The organism is Streptococcus devriesei DSM 19639, from assembly GCF_000423725.1.
GTDB lineage: Bacteria > Bacillota > Bacilli > Lactobacillales > Streptococcaceae > Streptococcus > Streptococcus devriesei.
In genome coordinates, this window is the sequence record NZ_AUIN01000013.1 from 16,150 (window position 1) to 37,277 (window position 21,128).

The following is a 21,128-nucleotide window of genomic DNA, read 5'->3' on the forward strand; positions in this document are numbered from 1 at the left end:
ATAAAGTAGGAGGATTTATGGTTCAAGAATTAGGAAAGAAAATCATTGCAGAAGCCGTTCAAAACAGAGCGCAGGACATTTATATTATTCCTAAAAAAGATTTTTATGAGCTCTATATGAGAATAGGCGATGAAAGAAAGTTTATTGATGATTACGAGCATCAGTTTATGGCAAATCTTATCAGCCATTTTAAATTTGTTGCGGGAATGAATGTTGGCGAAAAAAGGCGAAGCCAGCTAGGAGCTTGTGATTATCACTATGATGAAGACAAAACAATCGCTTTACGGCTCTCAAGTGTCGGAGATTATCGCAGTTATGAAAGTTTGGTCATTCGTCTTTTATTTGACGGCCGCCACGATTTAAAATTTTGGTTTAATGGCATGAATCTCATTTTAAAGGAAATTAAAGGGAGAGGACTTTATCTCTTTTCGGGGCCGGTCGGCAGCGGGAAAACGACACTGATGTATCAATTGGTCAAGGAAAAGTTTAGCAGCAGACAGGTGATTACCATTGAGGATCCTGTGGAAATTAAACAGGATGATATGCTGCAGCTGCAGCTAAATGAAAGTATTGATATGACCTATGATAATTTAATTAAACTGTCTCTCAGGCATCGGCCGGACATTCTGATTATCGGGGAAATCAGAGATAAAGAAACAGCGCGGGCAGTTATCAGAGCAAGCCTGACTGGGGCGGTTGTTTTTTCAACTATCCATGCCAAAAGTATTCCCGGAGTTTATGCCAGACTTCTGGAACTAGGAGTCAGCAAAGAAGAACTGGAAAATGCTTTGCGCGGGATTGCTTACCAGCGTTTAATCAAGGGAGGAGGTGTCATTGATTTTGCCCAAAGAGACTACCAAAAACACTCAGCGCAAGAGTGGAATAAACAAATTGACAGCCTTTTTACAGATGGATATATCACTAGGGAAGAAGCTGAAGCAGAAAAAATTAAGGACTGAAAAACAAAGAAAAGTCATTCAATTGTTTAATAATCTTTTTGCCAGCGGCTTCAACCTGACTGAAATTGTAGATTTTTTAGAGCGAAGCCGCCTATTGGCAAAGGATTATACAGACAGTATGCGTCAGGGTCTTCTAAATGGCTTGAATTTAGCAGAAATAATGAGTTCTCTGGGTTTTTCAGACAATGTCGTTACTCAGCTGGCACTTTCTGAAATTCATGGAAATACTCAGAAAAGTCTTTTAAAAATTGAGGCCTACTTAAGTAATCTTATGGTTGTTAAAAAGAAACTGATTGAAGTAGCTACCTATCCTGTTATTTTAATCATTTTTCTTGTTCTTATCATGCTGGGATTAAAAAATTATCTGCTGCCCCAGCTTGAAAATGGGAATTTTGCGACGGAGCTTATTTCTCATTTTCCGGCTATTTTTCTCTTAGGATGCGGTTTTTTCATACTTTTAGCAGGATTTTTTTATCTTTTTTCAAGAAGAATGAGTCGGAAACGCTTAATGACGATTTACAGTCAGATACCATTTATAGGCAGCTATTTTCGGCTGTATTTGACAGCTTATTATGCACGAGAATGGGGCAATCTTATAGGACAGGGAGTAGAGATGGCTGAAATTGTCCACTTGATGCAGGAGCAAAAGTCACAGCTTTTTAGAGAAATTGGCCATGATATGGAAAAGGCGCTTACAGCCGGCCGGGAATTTCATCAGAAGGTTTTAGATTATCCTTTCTTTTTGAGGGAACTCAGCCTAATGATTGAATATGGGGAAGTCAAGTCAAAACTAGGCAGCGAGCTTGAAATCTATGCTGAGGAGAGCTGGGAGCGTTTCTTCAGTAAACTCAATAAAGCTATGCAGCTCATCCAGCCTCTTGTCTTTGTCCTAGTAGCGATAGTTATTGTGATGATTTATGCAGCTATGCTGCTGCCGATTTATCAAAATATGGAGGTTAATTTGTAATGAAAAAATTCAAGAAAGTTACTGTTAAAGGTTTCACTTTGATAGAAATGTTAGTCGTTTTGCTGATTATCAGTGTCTTGCTGCTTTTGTTTGTACCTAATTTAACCAAACAAAAAGATAAAGTAAAGGATACAGGCAATTCAGCTGTTGTCAAAGTTGTTGAAAGTCAGGCTGAACTGTATGAATTGGATCAAACTGATTCGGCAACTCTTTCTAAATTAGTAGCTAGCGGCAATATTACTCAAGAGCAGGCTGATTCTTATAAGGCTTATTATGCAAAACATCCTGAAAAGGCACGGCATGTGGCGAATTAAAGCATTCACACTCTTGGAGAGCCTGATAACTTTGGCCATTACAGCTTTTTTAATCCTAAGTTTATCTGGAGGAATCAATCAGACCTTTGCCAGTGTAAAAGAGCAGCTCTTTTTTCTGTCATTTGAACATCTTTACCGTGACACACAAAAACTCAGTGCTCTGACTCAGCAGGAAATGACTTTAACTTTGGATAAGGGGCAGATTTCTAATGGTGTTGAGACGCTTGATGTTCCCGAGGATATAACATTAGAAAAAAGCATGGCACTGAATTTTGATCAGGCAGGCGGAAACTCATCGCTAGCTAAACTTAGTTTTCAAACTCCAAAAAAGACGGTAACTTATCAATTATATATAGGGAGTGGTCAATATAAAAAAACAGAAAATGAAAGCTTACATTCTCCTTGAAAGCCTAATTGCTCTGGGACTTTTAGTGACAATTACATCTTTGATTCTTCAGCAGATCAATCGCGATCAAAAAAGGATAGCCGACAATTTGCAAAGGCAAGAAGTGATGAACTTAGCGATAATGGCTGTTCAAACTAAACAAGACAGCCTGAGTCTCAATGGTGTCAGTGTGAAGGTAGTCAGAGATGAAACTACAATCGCTGTCTACCACGATCAAGAGGAGGTTATAAGTCTTGTTAAAGAATAGATTAAAGGCTTTTACACTTCTGGAGTGTCTGGTTGCCCTCCTTGTTATTGCCGGCAGTGTTTCTGTTTACAGTGGATTGACTAAGGTGATTAGCAGCAATGTTCATTATTTATCAAAAAATCAAAAAGATAGATGGCTGCTCTTTTGTCAACAATTCCGGTCAGAGCTTGAGGGAACAAGCTTGCAGAAAATAGACAATCATAAGCTTTATATCAGTAAAGATGGACAGGATTTAGCTTTTGGTAAATCAAAAGCGACAGATTTTAGGAAAACGAATGCCGATGGGCGCGGTTATCAGCCTATGCTGACAGGAGTAAAGACAGCTTATTTTAATCAGTCCGGAGACATTGTGAGGCTAGATATTACTTTTGATAATGGATTAGAGAGGACTTTTGTCTATGCATTTAATGAAAAAGGTTAAGGCAGGTGTTCTTTTATATGCCCTGCTAATGGCAGCAATATTTAGTCTTTTATTGCAGTTCTACCTCAACCGTGTCCTTGCAACAGAGAGGCAGAATCAATCGCAATTATCGGCTGGTAAGGCGTATCTGATAGCAGAATTAACTCAGGATTTAGCTAAAGATAACAGCGGGCAGTTTACCTTTAATTATGGCAATTCAAATTATCAAAGGAAAAATCAGCAGATTTTGATTGAAGTACATTTGAAAAACGGTCAGTCTTATCACTACCATTTTAAGGAAGAAAATGATAAAACAAAGGAAAAGACGACTGAAAGAAGTGCTGAAAAAAATAAAGCAGCTCTTGAAAAATCAAAAGAAAATAAAGGATCTCAATCTAATAATTGATTTTGCCAGTTCAATCTATTTTTGATATGATAGGTGCTGGAGGAAATTATGGATTTTGAAAAAATAGAAACAGCCTATAATTTACTGCTGAATAATTGTCAGCGGCTGGAAACAAAACTTCAGACAAATCTTTATGATGCTTTAATTGAGCAAAATGCTTATTATCTAGGTGCAGATGGAGCTGATGACATAATCAGTCAGAATAATGACAAGTTACAGCAGTTGAATCTCAGTAAAGAAGAGTGGCGCAGAACTTTTCAGTTTCTGTTTATTAAGGCAGCCCAAGAACAACGCTTGCAGGCAAACCATCAGTTTACTCCGGACAGTATCGGTTTTATCCTTCTCTATTTACTGGAAGAATTGACGGATGCTAGCCAGTTAGATGTTCTTGAAATCGGATCAGGAACAGGAAATCTCGCTGAAACACTGCTCAACAATAGTTCCAAGCAATTAGATTATATGGGTATTGAGGTTGATGATCTTTTGATTGATCTGTCAGCAAGTATTGCGGATGTTTTAGATTCTCCTGCTCATTTTATTCAAGAAGATGCAGTGAGGCCGCAGATTTTAAAAGAAAGTGATGTTATTATCAGTGACTTGCCCGTTGGCTTTTATCCTAATGATGATATTGCTGGGCGCTATAAGGTTGCAGCAAAAGATGGGCATACTTATGCCCACCATCTTTTGATGGAGCAGTCACTTAAGTACCTAAAGAAAAATGGACTGGCTATTTTTCTGGCGCCTGTTGATTTGCTGACCAGTGAACAGAGTCCTTTGTTAAAGGCGTGGCTGCAGGAAAACGCTGCTGTTTTATCGGTTATTTCTTTGCCGGAGACAGTCTTCAGTCATAAAAATAATATGAAATCCATTTTTGTCTTAAAGAAGCAGGCAAAACAAGACTGCGAAACCTTTGTGTACCCACTGACGGATTTACAGAACCCTGATAGTTTGCGGACTTTTATGAAAAATTTTAAAAAGTGGAAGGAAGATAATGCCATTTAAGTGATAATTTGCTATAATAATCTTATATGATCGTAAACGATTTCATGAAGGGGTATGTTATGTCAAAAACAATTTCTATTAATGCAGGTTCTTCAAGCCTGAAATGGCAGCTTTATCAAATGCCTGAAGAAAAAGTATTAGCAAAGGGTTTAATTGAGCGTATTGGTAAAGATGATGCCATTTCGACGGTAAAATTTGATGATCAAAATGTTTCTGAAACTTTGGCGATTAAAGACCATACGGCTGCTGTAAAAATTCTCTTGGACGATTTAATTCATCTGGGAATCATCAAATCTTATGATGAAATTACAGGCGTTGGACATCGTGTGGTTGCAGGCGGAACCTATTTCAATGAGTCTGTTCTGGTGGACAGTGAAGAGGTTATTGAAAAAGTCGAAGAGCTGGCTCTTCTGGCACCCCTGCATAACAAGGCTAATGCTGCGGGAATACGGGCATTTAAAGAAATTCTTCCAGATATTACCAGTGTTGTCGTTTTTGATACGGCCTTCCACACAACAATGCCGGAGGTTGCTTATCGCTACCCATTGCCAAATAAGTACTTTACAGAAAACAAAGTTCGTAAATACGGCGCTCACGGCACCAGCCACTACTATGTCGCTCATGAAGCAGCTAAAGTTTTAGGTAAGCCCATTGAAGAGCTTAAACTTATTACGGCTCACATGGGAAATGGTGTTTCTCTCACTGCTGTTGACGGCGGTAAATCGGTGGATACTTCTATGGGATTTACTCCGCTGGGCGGCGTTATGATGGGAACGCGTACGGGAGACCTTGATCCCGCTATTATCCCTTACTTGATGGATAATACAGATGATTTCAAGACGCCTGAAGATATTCGTCGTATTTTCAACCATGAGTCCGGTCTGCTGGGCATTTCAGAATTGTCTAACGATATGCGTGAGATTGAGACAGCAACGAAAAATGGCGATAAGGATGCGTCTTTAGCTTATGCCATGTTTGTTGACCGTATTGTAAAGCATATCGGTGCTTATGCAGCAGTAATGAATGGCGTTGATGCTATTGTCTTTACAGCCGGTATTGGTGAAAACGATGCTCATATTCGAGATGAAATTATCAAGCATTTTTCTTGGATTGGTGCGGATATTGTTGCAGAAAAGAATGAAGCCCGCCCAGCCTACGGTGTGGTATCATCAGATGATGCCAAGGTTAAAGTGCTGGTTATCCCAACCGACGAAGAGCTTGTCATTGCGCGTGATGTTGAGCGTCTGAAAGTTAAATAAGTTATCACATTTTATGATAAGACCGAAAAAGCTGATAGATATTCACCTATCAACTTTTTTGTTAGGAAAGCCCAGTTATGCTAAAAATTGTCTGCAGCGCTGATTTGAACAGCCAGTTCTTAATGTTACTTGGTAAAAAGTATGGAACTTGGCCTTTTGCTGTAAGACTGTGAAAAGCACGGATTAGTTAAAGGAGAGATATGAAAGGAATTTTAAAAAAAGCCGCGGCTGCAGCCGCTATCGCTAGTCTATTTGTTGTGAGTCAGCTGCCTGATTTAGTCATGATAATTTGGAAAAAGGAGAGTTCAACTCTTAATGTGTGGCAAACCTTAACGATTATTGCTATGCAAATCCTTATAATCGTTGGTTTTTATGTGCTGGCTAGGAGAAAAGGATTGATTGACTCTGGTGTTAAGCACTGGCTGAGTTGGAAAACTTTTGCGGTTGTTTCGCTGGGATTTATAGCATTATTTATTGTTAAGCTTATTGGCGGTATTATTTTAACACTGGAAGGCAAGACCACAACGAATAACCAGGCAACGATTGATCAGCTGTTTGAAAATTCTTCGCTTTTGATTATGTTCCTGTTTATTGTTGTGATAGCTCCTTTAACAGAAGAAATTATTTTTAGAGGTCTTATTCCTAAATTATTTTCAAAACGATTTGAAGGTTTCGGCTTTGCTGTTGGTGCCTTGCTTTTCGGCCTGCTTCATGGACCCAGCGATATTGGCAGCTTTGTCTTATATGTTGGTATGGGAATTGTTTTAGCTATCGTGTGCTATAGATTTAAGCATCTGGAGTACAGCATTTGGATACACGGTCTCAATAATGCTCTGGGATTTGTTGCCATACTGGTGACTAATCTGATGAATAATTAATCTTTAGTTAGGTTTTTGTTTGCTGTGGGAACAGTTTGTCTGCAGATATTAATAATCATAAAAAATGCTCCTAAAGCTAAATGATAAAGCTTTAGGAGCATTTTTCTTTTACATATTTTTGGCTTTTTCGATAGTTGTATCAATAGCTGAGATAGTGCTGGCGGTAAATCCTGTCCTTTCCAACTCTAAGAGTCCTGCAATTGTTGTACCGCCCGGACTTGAGACCTTATCAATAAAATCGTTAGGACTGATGCCGTTCAAGAGAAGGTTCTGACTGGTAGCCAGTACCGTTTGACTGACGATATCAAGAGCCTGATCTTTAGAAAAGCCATATTTCAAGCCGGCCTTAGCCAGAGCTTCAATAAAGAGTGCAATATAAGCAGGGCTGGAGCCTGCCAGAGCAGTGAAAGTGTCAAAGTCTTTTTCAGCAATTTCAAAGGTTGTGCCAAATGAGTTAGTAATTTGTTTGGCTGTTTCAAAGAGTTGATCAGAAACCTTGTCATTGCGGCAAATAGCAGTGGTGCTTTTAAGCAGCTGTGCATTAAGATTAGGCATAATACGAATAATAGGCAGGTCCGCTTGGCTTAATTCGGCTAAGCGGTTCAAGCTTGTTCCGGCAGCCATTGAAAGGATGGGCTTATTAATGGTTAAGTTTGTTAGAACAAGGGGCAGGACTTGTGGCTTAATGCCTAAAACAACTAAGTCAGCTTTTTCAATTAAATCTTGATGGGAAGCTGCAAAATCAACGCCTAATGTTCGGGCTTTTTCCTTGCTGTTTTCAAGATTGCTGTCTGAAACAATGACGCTGAATTCTGTTTTTTGAAGTCCGGTAATGATGGCGCTGGCCATTTTTCCAACGCCGATAAATCCAATAATCATAATGAAATAGAGATTTGAGAGATGCGAGATGTTCATAGGACCGGTGTTGATTGACCGGCTATAAATCAAAAAGCATTTGTCCCGTCTCATCCTTTCTAATAATTTTTAATAAGATCGACAGTTGAGCGGTCAAGTTTTTTTATAATTGCTTGGAGGAAATGCTGCGCCTGCAGGAAATCATCCAAGGAGTAAAGTGTTTGATGTGAGTGAATATAACGGGCACAAACACCGATGGTTGTTGAAGGAATTCCGCTGTTTTGAAGGTGAGCTGCACCGGCATCTGTTCCGCCTTTAGCGGCATAGTATTGGTACTTAATACCGGCTTCTTCGGCTGTTGTCAGCAGAAAATCCCGCATATTTTTAAGCATCAGGTGCCCCGGATCGTAGAAGCGAATTAAGGTTCCTTCCCCGATTTTTCCTTGATCTCCGTAAACATCGCCGGCAGGCGAGCAGTCAACTGCAAAAAAGAGTTCCGGATCAAATTTAGTAGTTGAAACATGAGCACCGCGCAGGCCTACTTCTTCCTGAACGTTGGCGCCGGCAATGAGGGTGCTGTCTATCTGCTGATCTTTAAGGCTTTCTAATAATTCTGTAACCATAAGAACGCCGTAGCGGTTATCCCAAGCTTTGGAAATGACATTTTGCTGATTAGCTGTCAAAATAGCTTCTGTTTGCGGCACAATAATATCGCCCGGAGCAATACCGTAACGTTCAGCTTCAGCCTTGTCAGCAAAGCCTGCATCAAAGACAATATCTTCAACTTTTGGCAGTGAAGGAGAGCCATTGTTATTACGCAGAAAATGCGGCGGCACAGATCCAGAAATAAGAGGAATGGCTTGATTGCCGCGAGTATAAAGAGTGAACCGCTGGGAACTGATAACCAAAGGATTCCAGCCGCCGATAGCTAAGGCACGCAGCGTACCATCTTCTTTGATATGACTGACCATAAAGCCGACTTCATCCATATGTGCTGCAACCATGACTCTGGGAGCGTTTTTGGCAGAACTGTGCTTGATGCCGAAAATTCCGCCCAGCCCGTCTGTCTGGACGTCATCGGTTAAAGGGGTTATTTTAGACTGCAGAAAATCACGAATATTGGTTTCATAGCCGGCAATGCCGTCTAATTCGGTGACTCTTTTGATCTTATTGAATAAATCTGTCATTTTTACCTCGCATAGCTGTAAGGGGTGCTGTGTCAGTCTAAACTTGTCAGACACATTGCTTAAATCCCTGCTTAATTCTATACTTTATATTTTAGCATGTTTTATGATAAAATAAAGGTTATGAAAAATAAAAAAATGACACTGATGTCTGCCGGTCTTGCGGGAATAAGCGGTGCTGTTCTTGCCGGCCTTATTATTCAAAAGCATTTGGCAGATCAAAGACGAGACAGGATTAAAAAGGAGATTCGGCAGTTTTTTAGTCAATTTGGTGAGATTGCCGTTCTTTATATCAACGAATTTGAATCGGATAGGAAAAAGCTTTGCGGCGGCGTGGTCATGAAGGATGATACTGTCTACCAATTTACGCATCAAAATGGCAGTATCGACTACAAGGAGGAAAAAAGATGATTGCTCCGCAGTCCTATGAGGAATTAGCCGCCTATCTGGAGCAAAAAGAAAGAGTTGTTTTCTTTTTCACAGCAGATTGGTGTCCTGACTGCCAGTTTATTTATCCGTTTATGCCTGAGATTGAAGCGGACAATCCCGACTTTACCTTTGTTCGTGTGGATCGCGATGCTTTTATAGAGCTGGCTCAAAAATGGAATGTCTTTGGCATCCCAAGTTTTATTGTGGCAGAAAACGGGAAAGAAATTGGCCGTCTTGTTAATAAACAGCGTAAGACAAAAGCCCAGATTAATACCTTTTTGGCTGGGCTGAAGACGCATAAGTCTTAGAGTTCATACTGGATAATGGGTGTTAAAATTATGCGGGAACTGAATAATTGAAAGGAATGGAAATGATTTTTACTTATAATAAGCAATATGTCGGTGATGTTTTGATGGTTATTGTCAAAGACAGTAAAGGCGGTAAACTGGCTTCAGAACGCAAGGGGAGAGTTGCCCGTGTTTTCTTGCAGGAAAACAATGAAACGGTTGCCTGGAATATTTTTGAAGTGTCTGATCTGATTGCTCTTTCGGGAAGCGGTCAGCTAGCGCTGACAGATGAGCAGATCGCTGTTTTAAATGCTGAATTGACTAAGGAAGGCTTTCAGGAAAGTCTGGAAAATGATCCCAATCCTAAATTCGTGGTTGGTGAGATTGTTGAAATGATTCCTCATCGGGACAGTGACCATCTCAATATTTGTCAAGTAAAGGTAGCAGATGATAAAATCGTTCAAATAGTTGCCGGTGCTCCCAATGCAGCTCTTGGCTTAAAGACGATTGTTGCTTTGCCGGGAGCTATGATGCCAAATGGCAGTTTGATTTTTCCGGGAAGTCTAAGAGGTGAAAAGAGCTTTGGCATGATGTGCTCTCCGCGGGAACTCGCTTTGCCAAATGCTCCGCAAAAGCGCGGCATTATTGAGCTTGCTGCAAGTGCAGCGGTAGGAGAAGCTTTTGATGCTAAGAAACATTGGCAAGGATAATGTAAGACACAAAAAGCAGGCACTGAGGTGCAAGTGTCGCATTTTCAAGGGATAAGTTCGAAATGCATTATTCGGCATTTTTAGTTAAAATACATTAACACAGCAGTGGTTCAGACAGTGCATGATCTGTTTGGGCTGCTGCTTTTTTAACAGCGGTCAGTCAGTTGTTTTACCAGTCATAAAGGACTATCAATCAGGGATAAATATTATTTATAAACGGCCATAAAAAATATAGATTGGTCAAAAGTTGGCGGTCATGATAGGATATTAGTATTAAATTTGGGGAGGTGAGTCATGTTCTTAGCGCTTATTTCAGGTGGCTTAGTCGGAACGATCTTTGGTTTTGTTTTGCAGCGGACGCGTTTTTGCTTGACAGGTGGTTTTCGTGATATGTACATTGCTAAAAATAATACACTTTTTTATGCCTTTTTAATTGCGATTACTGTTCAGAGCATCGGTGTCATCAGCCTCATTCAGCTGGGGCTTGTATCCAATCCGTATGAAGATTATTCTCTTCTTGGCGCAGTTCTGGGATCCTATATTTTTGGAATAGGAATTGTTTTGGCAGGCGGCTGTGCAACTGGAACTTGGTATCGAGCGGGTGAAGGGTTAATTGGCAGCTGGATAGCCCTCTTCTTTTATATGCTCAGTTCAGCCAGTATGAAATTTGGTTTGTTGCTTCCTCTAAATGAAAAGCTGACGAGTTATGGTGTGATTAACGAGGATTTGGCAGGACAAGCTGGGATATCTGTTTGGTATTTTGTTGCGCTGTTAGCTGTTATAACGGCTTTCCTTATTGTTCGTGATTTGAGAAAGCCCAGAAGAAAGGCAGTGACTTTGCCAGCCAAATATCAAGGAATACGGCACTATTTATTTGAAAAGACCTATTCCAAATATTGGGCGGGATTTGTGATTGGTCTCATTGCTTTAATTGCTTGGCCGGCCAGCGAGATAACCGGCCGTGTTGGCGGTCTTGGGATTACAACTCCTTCTGCTCATCTTTTGGCCTATATTGTGACAGGTGACAGCAGTTTGCTGAACTGGGGTGTTTTCCTTGTTTTGGGGATTTTATTAGGTTCATTTATCGCTGCTAAGGGTTCCGGTGAATTTCGCTGGCGTTTGCCTAATATCAGAACTATTGGAAAAAGTGTTATAGGCGGTATACTCATGGGAGTAGGTGCTTCTTGGGCAGGCGGCTGTACTATTGGCAACGGTCTAACAGCAACTGCTGTCATGTCAAGCAAGGGTTGGATAGCCTTGTTGGTAACCATCCTAGGTGTATGGAGTGCTTCATATTTTAGTTTTGTAAGACCGAATCAGAGATAGGAGGAAATAAATTATGGCCTTAATAGAACTCGAAACCGGCGGCTTAGTTTGCCCTTTCCCGTTAATTGATGCGAAAAATAAGATGGCAGAGTTAGCCAGTGGCGATGAACTTTTAATCAAATTTGACTGTACTCAGGCGACGGAAAGTCTTCCCAACTGGGCTGCTGAGAATAATTATCCGGTTACGCGTTTTGAGCAAGTTGGACAGGCGTCCTGGGAAATTGTTGTACAAAAAGCATAAAACTATGTATTTATACTGCATTCAAAAGTAGCTGTTAGAAAAAGAGATGCCCCTGTCGGGTGTTGGACACGGACAGCTCATTTTATCTCTACCGGCCGGATTGATTATGGTCTATTATGGTCTTGTTAGGCAAAAGGTTTTGAATTCCTTTAGATTAATTTACACGATGCTAACTATTTTTTCCTTCTTTTTCGAATAATAAAGCAGGAGGGAAAATTATGTACAATAAAGTTATCCTGATTGGGCGCTTAACAGCAACACCGGAAATAGTCAAAACGTCCAATGATAAGACAGTGACACGTGTAACTTTGGCTGTCAATCGTCGCTTTAAAGGACAGGACGGTGAGAGACAGGCTGATTTTATTCAGGTCGTTTTTTGGGGGAAACTGGCTGAGACTCTGGTCTCATACAGCAGTAAGGGAAGTCTCTTATCACTGGATGGTGAATTGCGTACTCGACGATATGAAAAAGACGGGATGACGCATTTTGTGACTGAAGTTTTGGGGCATTCTTTTCAGCTGCTTGAAAGCAGGGCTCAGCGGGCTATGCGTGAAAATAATACGGATAATGACTTGGCTGATCTGGTTCTTGAAGAGGAAGAGCTGCCGTTTTAAAGGCAGGTAATAGGATGTGTTAGCGGCCCAAAGATACGTAAGTTTTTGACAAAGCAGTGCCTTTTTCAGTTGCTTGCCGGAGCAGGTTCTCCAATCATTTGTGAACTGGTTTTTGCAAGATCCTGTATCTGCGAACTCTCTTAGGATTTTTATCCTGGGAGAGTTTTTTTATGTCTTTTGTTTTGCTGCAAGCCAATAATCACCCGTTTGACAGCTGACTGTGATTGTACCTAGGAGTGTTTGCTATGAATAGCTGAAAGTGTTAAACTAAAGTAACAGATAAGACGGAATAAATGTTTAGAAACTAAAAATTTATGAAAATAATTCTTGATTTAATCTGCTAAACAGTTTGTTAACAGGCAGTATTATTTTTAATAATGATTTTCAAGACAGGAAGGAAGATATGAAATATAAGCAGCTCATTAGGCTTCTGGCTTGCCTTTTAGTTACAGCAGTGGTCTGTGTTTTATTTTTTCATTATAAAGAAGAACCTGTTTTTCCTCAGCAGACAAAAATCGGCGCTACCTATATGACCATGAATAATGATTTTTATAAGTACTTGAATGCCGAAGTTGAAAAGAGCGTTAATGAGCATCACGACCAGCTCTACACGCGTGATCCGGCTCTCAGTATCAAAAAGCAGGTTGAGCAGGTTCGGTTTTTTATCAGGGAAAAGGTTGATATTATCATTATCAATCCGGTAGACGGTAACAGCAGTCAGTTGATTGCCAGCCTTAAGAAGGCTAAAAAAGAAGGGATTAAAGTTATAGCGGTGGACAGCCAGTTCAAAGACAGCTCAGCCGTTAATACGACCATTGTTTCTGATAATTATAAGGCCGGAGTTTTATGTGCTGAGCAGATGATGAAAACGAAAAAAAGTGCTGATATTTTACTTTTGGAGCATCGCGATGCTCTGTCTGCAACAAGCAGAATTCAGGGCTTTCTTGATACTATCAAAAAGCATAAGGCCTACCGGATTGTCTCGCGGCTTGACAGCCTCGGACAGACTGAGATTGCCATGCCCAAGGTCAAAAAGCTGATTCAGGACGGTCTTGATTTTGATACGGTGATGGCGCTTAATGACCGAGCTGCTATTGGAGCCCTGGCTGCTATTAAGGGAGAGCAGAAAACTGATACGCAGATTTACGGCATTGACGGTTCTCCGGATATGAAGAGTCTGCTTGCCACAACACCGGAAATGCAAGCGACTGTGGCTCAGTCGCCTTATACCATGGGGCAGGAAGTCATCAAAGCAACCGTTAAATTATCGAAGAATCAAGCTTATCCCAAGGAGATTATTGTACCAGTTCAGCTGCTGACAAAAAAGAACATCGGGGAAGTTGATTTGGCAGGGTGGCAGTAATGAATAGCTATAAATACTTAAAATACAGTCAATATGCCAAGCAGGCTTTGATTTTTATCAATTTACTGGCGGTTATTTATTATGCGTTTGTTTATCTTTTTGCCAGTAAGTATATTGTTGCTAAAAACTTAAGCCATGTCCTTTTGGATCATTTGGATGTTGTTCCGACAGCTCCCGAAAGTATCTTTTTTTCGACCATGTTTTTCTTTGCTATGTTTTTAGTGGTCATGTTTTATCGTGAAAGCATCCTTAATAAAAAAGAAGAAATCAATGACTGGCTGATTGCTGCGGAGGTTATGCTGATTATCTTTACCTTTATTTCCCTGCAGTTTTCTTACAACGGGCTCTTTCTTTTGGTTTTTGCAGATGTTTTTTACAGCTATGCGAATTTTTACAATGTCAAGGAACAAAAATACTGGCTGCTCTTTATTTTTCTGGGATTCGGCATGCTGCTGATATCGAATTTTGACCTGTTGTCTCTGGTCATAAAGCTTCCTTCGCTGGATGTTTACATCAGCTTTTTCCCCAGTACCAGCCGCTTGATCGTTCTCTTTATTAAAAACTTTCTTTATTCTTTGAATATCATCGTTTTTATCGTGTCATTGGTAACCTATATTATGTATTCCATTGCTGAGAACCACAAGATTGAAGAAGAGCTGCGCATGGCTGCGCGTGCTAATACAGAATTAAATGACTATGTCTCGCTGGCTGAAAAAATTGCTGAGGATAAAGAGCGTAAGCGCATTGCCAGGGAAATTCATGATACGCTGGGCCATGCTTTGACAGGTATTTCAGCAGGGATTGATGCGGTCACTGTTTTGGTGGATCTGAATCCCAGTCACGCCAAAAATCAGCTAAAAAACGTTTCCGATGTGGTCAGAGAGGGAATTCAGGATGTCAGACGGTCTTTGGAAAAGATGAGACCCGGAGCGCTTGAAAAGGGAAGCTTGAAGGAAGCCCTTTTGAAGATGATTGCTGATTATGAGAATCTGTCCAAATTGCAGGTCAGTCTCAATTATCATTGGGATAATGTTGATTTAGACATCACTAAAGAGGATATTATTTTTCGGGTTATTCAAGAAACGATTACCAATTCTTTGCGCCACGGTCATGCGCGCCATGTTACCATTGATATGCTGAATACAGATTCCTACATCATTAAAATCAAGGACGATGGTGTGGGCTGTAAGGAGATAAAACCCGGCTATGGACTGACGCAGATGCAAGAACGTCTGGCTATTATTGGCGGCCGCGCCAGCTTTGAAAGTAAGAATGGTTTTCAAACCACTGTCATTATCCCCAAGAAAAAAGGAGAAGAAAAGTGATAAAAGTACTTATTGCTGACGACCAAGAACTCATTAGAGAATCGCTGAAAATTGTTCTGTCCTCTTATACGGATATTGAGGTTGTCGGTGCCGTTGATGATGGTTTTGAAGTTTTAGAAAGCCTGAAAAAAACGCAGCCCGATATTATCCTCATGGATATCCGCATGCCTAAGATGGATGGGGTCTTATGCACCAAGGAGGTCAAGGAACATTATCCTCATATCAAAATCATTATTCTGACGACTTTTGACGATGATGATTTTATTTTTAAAGCCCTTCAGTATGGCGCTTCAGGCTATATTTTAAAGGGAATTTCGATGGAAGACCTGCATCAGGCTATTGTGACGGTCAATAAGGGCAATGCCATGATTAATCCGGATGTCGCGACAAAAGTTGTCAAATTGTTCTCTCAAATGGCCCAGTCGAATTCAGCTATTCAGGTGCAGGAAAGCAATGTTGAAAATATTTCTAAGGCAGAGTGGAAAATTATTCAGCAGATAGGCTTTGGTCTCTCTAATAAGGAAATTGCGGCTAAGCTGTTCTTGTCGGAAGGAACGATTCGTAATTATCTGTCAACCATTCTCTCTAAGTTAAACCTGCGTGACCGCACGCAGTTAGCTATTTGGGCAGTGCAGACAGGTGTTACGACCAGACACTTTGGAGATGATAATGATTAAACAATGGATTGGCCGCTACAAGTTTCCTTTGATAGGCGCTTTGGTACTGCTGGCAGCAGTGCTGAGTTTTTTCGTCTTTCAGTCAAGGCAAAAGAAAATCCTGCGCTTAGGAGTGTACGCCGGCAGCAGCTGGGATGTTCCCAGCGGTAAAGAATATCAGTTCTTAGATGAGGCTATCAAGCGTTTTGAAAAGAGGCATACCAATGTGGAGGTTCGCTATGAAAGCGGTATTCTAAAAGAGGATTATTCTTCCTGGCTGTCCGGAAAAATCGTTGAGGGCAAACAGCCGGATGTCTTTATGGTTCCTGAAAATGATTTCAACCTTTTAGCTTCAACAGGGGCTCTGGCGAATTTGGACAGCCGCATTAAAAAAGAACTCAAACCCTCTCAGTTTTATCCTCCAGCTTATAATGCCGGCCACTTTGGCAAAAATCAATTTGCGCTTCCTTTTGAAAGCAATCCTGTTATGATGTGCATTAACATTGATTTATTAAAAAAAGAAGGCATCAAACTGCCTGCTTCGGATTGGACAGTGACCGATTTTTATAATATTTGTAAAAAAGTCACCAAGGATACCGACGGTGACGGTGTGATTGACCAGTATGGCAGCTTTGGCTATGGATGGGAGGAAGCTCTGGCAGCCTATAATATCAAACTGTTTAACAAGACAGGGACAGAAGCTTATTTCAACACGAAAAAAGTTCGTTCAGCCTTGTCCTTGGTCACGAAATTAAAAAATCTAAATGGCAGTTACCGTGTAACACTTAAGGATTTCGATGAAGGCAAGGTGGCCTTTTTCCCTATGACTTTGGCTCAGTATAGGACTTATAAGCCCTATCCTTATCACGTTTCAAAATATTCTTCATTTTCTTGGAGCTGCGTCGAAATGCCTGCTCAAAACCCATCTGTGGCAAGAACGCAATCCAGCACGTCTTTGTATGCCATGTCTGCTAAAACCTCCCAGTCTAAGCTGGCTTGGGAATTTCTGAAACTGCTGTCTACCGATAAAAAGACCCAGCAGCAGCTGTTTGAGGATTCACAAGGAGCTTCTGTTTTAAAATCAGTAATGAACAGTCAGGAAAGCAAAAATCTCCTGCAAAATGACAGTTTTGGCGCCAAGGCTCTGACAGTAAGCACACTTGACAGTATGCTGAAAAAAGCGACAGCCGCTCCAAGATTTAAGTCCTACAACACGATCTATGAAAAAGCAGGTTATCTTATCACCAAATCTTTAGAGGACGATACCATTGAAAGTGACTTATCCGATATCCAAAAAAAGATTGAGGATGAATTGAAGTGAAAAATCGATTTCTGTTTCATTGTGCTGCAGTCCTTATCAAAACGAACAACTGATATTTGCTGTCAGCTGTTCGTTTTTTGTTGCTATTATAATTCTTTTACGCTAAATCAATTATATTTTGGCGCTCGGGCGGTTTTTGTTATTTTTAAATATGGGCAAAATCTGACAAATGTCATTTTCTATATGACATTTGTCAGGTGGTTAAAGATGACAAATGACACTGCAAAAGCGTTTTCAAAAATTATAAAATAAGAATGAAATTAAAAGAAGGTAGGGGGTAGTCATGAAATACCTAATACTTGTGAGTCATGGCGGCTTTGCGCAGGGGTTGAAAACGTCTTTAGCTATGTTTGCCGAAGACAAAGTTGACCAAGTGATAGCTGTCGGCTTGGAAAATGGCAAATCTGTAGACGATTTTGCTCAGTCTTTCAAAGAGGCTCTTGCAGAGCTCAAGGAAGAAGATTCAGTGGTCGTTTTGGCTGATATTGTCGGCGGCAGTCCTTTGACGACAGCCTGCAATGTTTTGGCGGAATTAGGCAAACTGGATGATGCTGTTATTTTAGGCGGAATGAACCTGCCAATGGCAGTAAATGCAGTGGTTATGAAAGATGTGCTTGAGGGTCAGGATTTTGTAACAACTGTTCTGGGTGAAGCAACGAGTGCTTTGCAGGAATTCAAAGTCACTGCTGATGACGAAGACGATGATGACGATGATATCTAGAAAAGGAGAAGAAAATGACTGTATCGTTTGTAAGAATTGATGACCGTATGATTCACGGACAAACTGTAACACGCTGGGCTAAGGAATATCCGTGTGATGGCTTGATTGCGGTTAATGATGCTGCGGCAAAAAATAAGGTGTTGATCCAAGCCTATAAAGGCGCTTCAGACAAGAAGACCTTTGTTTGGACCAAGGAAGCCTTTGCTCAAAAATCGCAAAAAGTAGCAGAGTCAGACAGCCGTTACTTCCTGATTACTAAAAACCCTATCGATATGAAAGAAATTCTGGTTGATCAAGGCTTTGTTCCGGGAGATATTAAAGAAATTATCGTCGGCCCTGCCAACGACCGTCCGGGAGCTGTTAAGCTCGGCAACAACCAGTCGATTACTCAGGAAGAAGCCGACGCTATCGAAGCTATCGAAAAAGCCGGATACAAAGTAAAATTCCAGCTTTTGCCGGATGTTTCAATCGGTTATTGGTCAGATTTTAAATCGAAATTTGGTTATTAAGGCAGAAAGTTTATCAGGTGCTAAAGCACCTAATAAACTACGGCAGCCGCTATGGCGGTCTGCTTATCGGCCTTACTGACTTCGTGTCATAAACTATGGCAGTCAATTCACTATGGTGATTGGCGTTTGTTATCAAGTGAGAAACACTTAGATAACAAACCTCTGCCGTATCTTGTTAATTGAACACGGGCTAAAATCCTAGTAAAAAAGATAACCGTCCTTGTGTCTTAGTGACACGGCGTCCGTTTCCTATTTTTATACGGATTTCCTAACGCCCTTTGTATCTTAAATAAAGGAGAAATATTATGACAATTTCTTGGTTACAAGCAGCCATTCTTGGCCTGTTTGCCTGTTTGTCTTCAATGCCCGGTCTGGGTGGTACGACCATTGGTAACTATACTTTAGGCCGTCCCTTAGTCGGCGGTTTGGTCTGCGGCTTGGTTCTTGGAGATGTTAAGACAGGTATTGTTTGCGGGGTTGCTATGCAGCTGGTTTACATTGCTCTGGTAACACCCGGCGGTACTGTATCAGCCGATGTCCGTGCTGTATCTTATATCGGTATTCCTTTAGCAATGGTTGCTATTCACTCACAAGGGCTCTCAGCTGATTCAGCCGATGCAGCTAACCTTGCAAAATCAATGGGTACCTTGGTAGGAACTATCGGTACCGTGCTTTTCTACGGAACAGCTACTATGAACTTGGTTTGGCAGCATATCGGCTGGAGAGCTGTTGAAAAGAGAGATTATAAAAAACTGTACGCAGTAGACTGGGGATTCCCTTGGGTTTCTCATATTGTCTTCTCATTTATTCCAACTTTGATTATGTGTAAACTGGGAGCAGACGCTGTTACAGCTTTGAAAGAAGCTCTTCCAATGGACGGTATTCCAATGAAGACCCTCTTTACGGTTGGTTCTCTTCTTCCATGTGTAGGGATTGCCATTCTCTTGAAACAAATTGTTGAAAAAGCTGTTGACTTTGTCCCATTCTTTGTTGGATTTACCTTGGCAGCTTCACTGGGACTGAACCTGGTATCATGTGCAGTCATTTCCTTGATTTTTGCTGTATTGTTCTATGAATTGGAAATGGCTAAAAATGCTAAGGCTACAGCTGTGGCTGGTGCAGATGGCTTAGACTTTGATGACGATGAGGAGGATATCTAAGATGGCTCAAAAGAAAATTTCAAAGAAAACCCTAACTAAGTCCTTCCATCATTGGTACTATGGTAACCTGACCTGCTTCTCACAAGAGCACATGCAGACTTTTGGTTACCTGACTTCTATGCTGCCAATCGTTGAAGAACTTTATGACAATGAAGATGACAAGGCTCGCTCCATGCAAACCTATACAGCCTTCTTTAACACTGAACCGCAATTAGGTTCCCTTATTGTCGGTGTTACTGCAGGTCTTGAAGAAGCGCGTGCTAACGGTGCCGACGGTGTCGATGATGAAACAATCAACGGTCTGCGTGCCGGTCTGATGGGACCGGTTGCCGGTATCGGTGACTCACTGGTGGTTGGTACCCTGATTCCAATTATCTTGGGGATTGCTCTTGGTTTGTCAACGGGCGGTTCACCAGTCGGCGCAATCTTTTATATTATCGTTTGGAACCTTCTGGCTTACTTTGGTATGCGTTTTGCTTACTTTAAAGGTTATGAATTGGGAGATAAGGCGGTTGAAGTGCTGGTTGGCCCTCAAGGGCAAGCTATCCGTAAAGCCGTAGCTATCGTCGGCGGTATGGTTGTCGGTGCGGTAGCAGCAACTTGGGTACCGATTAAGACTGCCTTTGAATTGAAAAATTCTTCCGGCAAAGCTTTCTTGGTACTTCAAGATCAATTGGACGGTGTTTATCCGGGATTGCTGACAGCTTTAGTCACTGTATTTTGCTGGTGGCTGATGGCCAAGAAGAATATGTCACCAATCAAAGTAATGCTGCTGTTGGTTGTCGTTGCTCTTGTCGGTGTCTTGACAGGATTCTTCGATCCAGGATTGAAATACTAAGTTAAAAAGGAGAGATTATGCTGACAAAAGAAGAATTTATCAAAGGCTATGAAAAAGAAATAGCTTATCAAAAGCATATGATTGAAAATCTGGGACGTTGGTTTACGCTTATGTTTATCATTGCCAGTATCGGAGTCGTTTTGATTTATTCCTTTTCAGCTAATCTGATCGGGCTTATTATCGGCATTGTGCTGACAGTTTTGGGTATCTTAGCCATGTTGATTTTTGGTTATGGTATCTATAAGGGGCGGATCAATGTTCAGAAGGTTGTTGATGATTTTGAAGAAAAGCTGAAACTTTCTGAGTCTAAATAAGCTAAAAAAACTTTACCGAAAGGTAGAGTTTTTTTCTTGACTATTTCTGACCAAGTGATACAATAATAATTGTAATTAGCACTCGATGAATTAGAGTGCTAAAAAATTCTATGGAGGTATGTTATGTTAAAACCCTTAGGAGACCGAGTGGTCGTACAACTAATGAAAGAAGAAGAAAAAACAGTCGGCGGTTTTGTTCTTGCCGGAGCTGGTCAGGATAAAACACAAAAGGCAAAGGTAGTGGCTGTTGGCGAAGGCATTCGTACATTGAGCGGTGACTTAGTTGCTCCAAGCATAGCTCAGGGTGACACTGTCCTGCTTGAAAATCATGTGGGAACACCTGTTAAAGACGATGACAAGGATTATCTGATTATTCGTGAAGCAGATGTTTTGGCTGTCGTTCAGGACTAATCAGAAAGACTGTAACATATACTTAG

General features: G+C 40.9%; 28 protein-coding genes. 26 read left to right on the forward strand and 2 right to left on the reverse strand.

What is annotated here, in order from left to right; all coding sequences use genetic code 11:
- Nucleotides 1–17: 17 nt before the first annotated feature.
- The 10 genes from comGA (at nucleotide 18) to G573_RS0102775 (ending at nucleotide 6,838) form a co-directional block, all read left to right on the forward strand.
- Nucleotides 18–959 (forward strand): competence type IV pilus ATPase ComGA, encoded by a 942-nt coding sequence (comGA, locus tag G573_RS0102730; RefSeq protein ID WP_027975272.1) that lies wholly within the window; start codon nucleotides 18–20, stop codon nucleotides 957–959.
- Complete coding sequence (gene comGB, locus G573_RS0102735; RefSeq protein WP_051175700.1) at nucleotides 910–1,926, forward strand: competence type IV pilus assembly protein ComGB; 1,017 nt, start codon at nucleotides 910–912, stop codon at nucleotides 1,924–1,926. Before comGA ends, comGB begins: the two co-directional genes overlap by 50 nt.
- Entirely contained in the window at nucleotides 1,926–2,240 is a 315-nt protein-coding gene (gene comGC, locus G573_RS0102740; RefSeq protein WP_027975274.1) for a competence type IV pilus major pilin ComGC, read from the forward strand. The genes comGB and comGC overlap by 1 nt, the downstream gene beginning before the upstream one ends.
- Nucleotides 2,227–2,646: a competence type IV pilus minor pilin ComGD gene (gene comGD, locus G573_RS0102745; protein ID WP_037586728.1), complete on the forward strand. Its 420-nt coding sequence runs from the start codon at nucleotides 2,227–2,229 to the stop codon at nucleotides 2,644–2,646. The genes comGC and comGD overlap by 14 nt, the downstream gene beginning before the upstream one ends.
- Nucleotides 2,600–2,893: a competence type IV pilus minor pilin ComGE gene (gene comGE / locus G573_RS0102750; protein ID WP_027975276.1), complete on the forward strand. Its 294-nt coding sequence runs from the start codon at nucleotides 2,600–2,602 to the stop codon at nucleotides 2,891–2,893. The genes comGD and comGE overlap by 47 nt, the downstream gene beginning before the upstream one ends.
- Nucleotides 2,880–3,314, forward strand: a complete 435-nt coding sequence (gene comGF / locus G573_RS0102755; protein WP_027975277.1) for a competence type IV pilus minor pilin ComGF — start codon at nucleotides 2,880–2,882, stop codon at nucleotides 3,312–3,314. Before comGE ends, comGF begins: the two co-directional genes overlap by 14 nt.
- Nucleotides 3,292–3,699 carry a competence type IV pilus minor pilin ComGG gene (comGG, locus tag G573_RS0102760; protein WP_027975278.1) on the forward strand — a complete coding sequence of 136 codons (408 nt, stop codon included), beginning with the start codon at nucleotides 3,292–3,294 and terminating at the stop codon, nucleotides 3,697–3,699. The genes comGF and comGG overlap by 23 nt, the downstream gene beginning before the upstream one ends.
- 48 nt (nucleotides 3,700–3,747) lie before the next feature.
- Entirely contained in the window at nucleotides 3,748–4,701 is a 954-nt protein-coding gene (locus tag G573_RS0102765) for a class I SAM-dependent methyltransferase (RefSeq protein WP_027975279.1), read from the forward strand.
- A gap of 59 nt (nucleotides 4,702–4,760) precedes the next feature.
- Nucleotides 4,761–5,960 (forward strand): acetate kinase, encoded by a 1,200-nt coding sequence (locus G573_RS0102770; RefSeq protein ID WP_027975280.1) that lies wholly within the window; start codon nucleotides 4,761–4,763, stop codon nucleotides 5,958–5,960.
- Between the two features lie 200 nt (nucleotides 5,961–6,160).
- Nucleotides 6,161–6,838, forward strand: a complete 678-nt coding sequence (locus G573_RS0102775; RefSeq protein WP_027975281.1) for a CPBP family intramembrane glutamic endopeptidase — start codon at nucleotides 6,161–6,163, stop codon at nucleotides 6,836–6,838.
- 108 nt (nucleotides 6,839–6,946) lie between these two features.
- Here G573_RS0102775 and proC read toward each other — a convergent pair whose 3' ends face one another.
- Nucleotides 6,947–7,717, reverse strand: a complete 771-nt coding sequence (proC, locus tag G573_RS0102780; protein WP_027975282.1) for a pyrroline-5-carboxylate reductase — start codon at nucleotides 7,715–7,717, stop codon at nucleotides 6,947–6,949.
- A gap of 95 nt (nucleotides 7,718–7,812) precedes the next feature.
- Nucleotides 7,813–8,880 (reverse strand): glutamyl aminopeptidase, encoded by a 1,068-nt coding sequence (gene pepA, locus G573_RS0102785; RefSeq protein ID WP_027975283.1) that lies wholly within the window; start codon nucleotides 8,878–8,880, stop codon nucleotides 7,813–7,815.
- A gap of 120 nt (nucleotides 8,881–9,000) precedes the next feature.
- Here pepA and G573_RS0102790 point away from each other — a divergent pair, with 120 nt between their 5' ends.
- From G573_RS0102790 to groES, 16 genes are all read left to right on the forward strand, one after another.
- The gene (locus G573_RS0102790; RefSeq protein WP_027975284.1) at nucleotides 9,001–9,288 is read left to right on the forward strand and encodes a DUF4651 domain-containing protein; all 288 of its coding nucleotides are present in this window, start codon (nucleotides 9,001–9,003) and stop codon (nucleotides 9,286–9,288) included.
- Nucleotides 9,285–9,614, forward strand: coding sequence for a thioredoxin family protein (locus G573_RS0102795; RefSeq protein ID WP_027975285.1), 330 nt, complete (start codon nucleotides 9,285–9,287; stop codon nucleotides 9,612–9,614). Before G573_RS0102790 ends, G573_RS0102795 begins: the two co-directional genes overlap by 4 nt.
- Nucleotides 9,615–9,676: 62 nt before the next feature.
- Nucleotides 9,677–10,303 carry a YtpR family tRNA-binding protein gene (gene ytpR / locus G573_RS0102800; RefSeq protein ID WP_027975286.1) on the forward strand — a complete coding sequence of 209 codons (627 nt, stop codon included), beginning with the start codon at nucleotides 9,677–9,679 and terminating at the stop codon, nucleotides 10,301–10,303.
- Between the two features lie 294 nt (nucleotides 10,304–10,597).
- Nucleotides 10,598–11,629 carry a YeeE/YedE family protein gene (locus G573_RS0102805; protein WP_027975287.1) on the forward strand — a complete coding sequence of 344 codons (1,032 nt, stop codon included), beginning with the start codon at nucleotides 10,598–10,600 and terminating at the stop codon, nucleotides 11,627–11,629.
- Between the two features lie 13 nt (nucleotides 11,630–11,642).
- Nucleotides 11,643–11,870: a sulfurtransferase TusA family protein gene (locus G573_RS0102810; RefSeq protein ID WP_027975288.1), complete on the forward strand. Its 228-nt coding sequence runs from the start codon at nucleotides 11,643–11,645 to the stop codon at nucleotides 11,868–11,870.
- Between the two features lie 218 nt (nucleotides 11,871–12,088).
- The gene (locus G573_RS0102815) at nucleotides 12,089–12,484 is read left to right on the forward strand and encodes a single-stranded DNA-binding protein (RefSeq protein WP_027975289.1); all 396 of its coding nucleotides are present in this window, start codon (nucleotides 12,089–12,091) and stop codon (nucleotides 12,482–12,484) included.
- Between the two features lie 403 nt (nucleotides 12,485–12,887).
- A complete protein-coding gene (locus G573_RS0102820) occupies nucleotides 12,888–13,847 on the forward strand; it encodes a sugar ABC transporter substrate-binding protein (RefSeq protein ID WP_027975290.1) in 960 nt (319 codons plus the stop codon).
- Entirely contained in the window at nucleotides 13,847–15,172 is a 1,326-nt protein-coding gene (locus G573_RS0102825; RefSeq protein WP_027975291.1) for an ATP-binding protein, read from the forward strand. Before G573_RS0102820 ends, G573_RS0102825 begins: the two co-directional genes overlap by 1 nt.
- A complete protein-coding gene (locus G573_RS0102830) occupies nucleotides 15,169–15,849 on the forward strand; it encodes a response regulator transcription factor (protein ID WP_027975292.1) in 681 nt (226 codons plus the stop codon). Before G573_RS0102825 ends, G573_RS0102830 begins: the two co-directional genes overlap by 4 nt.
- Nucleotides 15,842–17,149 carry an ABC transporter substrate-binding protein gene (locus G573_RS0102835; RefSeq protein ID WP_027975293.1) on the forward strand — a complete coding sequence of 436 codons (1,308 nt, stop codon included), beginning with the start codon at nucleotides 15,842–15,844 and terminating at the stop codon, nucleotides 17,147–17,149. Before G573_RS0102830 ends, G573_RS0102835 begins: the two co-directional genes overlap by 8 nt.
- A 283-nt stretch (nucleotides 17,150–17,432) precedes the next feature.
- Nucleotides 17,433–17,870 (forward strand): PTS sugar transporter subunit IIA, encoded by a 438-nt coding sequence (locus tag G573_RS0102840; protein WP_027975294.1) that lies wholly within the window; start codon nucleotides 17,433–17,435, stop codon nucleotides 17,868–17,870.
- Between the two features lie 14 nt (nucleotides 17,871–17,884).
- Entirely contained in the window at nucleotides 17,885–18,379 is a 495-nt protein-coding gene (locus G573_RS0102845; RefSeq protein ID WP_027975295.1) for a PTS sugar transporter subunit IIB, read from the forward strand.
- 305 nt (nucleotides 18,380–18,684) lie between these two features.
- Nucleotides 18,685–19,539, forward strand: coding sequence for a PTS mannose/fructose/sorbose/N-acetylgalactosamine transporter subunit IIC (locus G573_RS0102850; RefSeq protein WP_027975296.1), 855 nt, complete (start codon nucleotides 18,685–18,687; stop codon nucleotides 19,537–19,539).
- A gap of 1 nt (nucleotide 19,540) precedes the next feature.
- Nucleotides 19,541–20,377: a PTS system mannose/fructose/sorbose family transporter subunit IID gene (locus G573_RS0102855; RefSeq protein ID WP_027975297.1), complete on the forward strand. Its 837-nt coding sequence runs from the start codon at nucleotides 19,541–19,543 to the stop codon at nucleotides 20,375–20,377.
- Between the two features lie 17 nt (nucleotides 20,378–20,394).
- Complete coding sequence (locus G573_RS0102860; protein WP_027975298.1) at nucleotides 20,395–20,691, forward strand: hypothetical protein; 297 nt, start codon at nucleotides 20,395–20,397, stop codon at nucleotides 20,689–20,691.
- Between the two features lie 123 nt (nucleotides 20,692–20,814).
- A complete protein-coding gene (gene groES, locus G573_RS0102865; protein WP_027975299.1) occupies nucleotides 20,815–21,102 on the forward strand; it encodes a co-chaperone GroES in 288 nt (95 codons plus the stop codon).
- The last annotated feature ends 26 nt before the right edge of the window (nucleotides 21,103–21,128 follow it).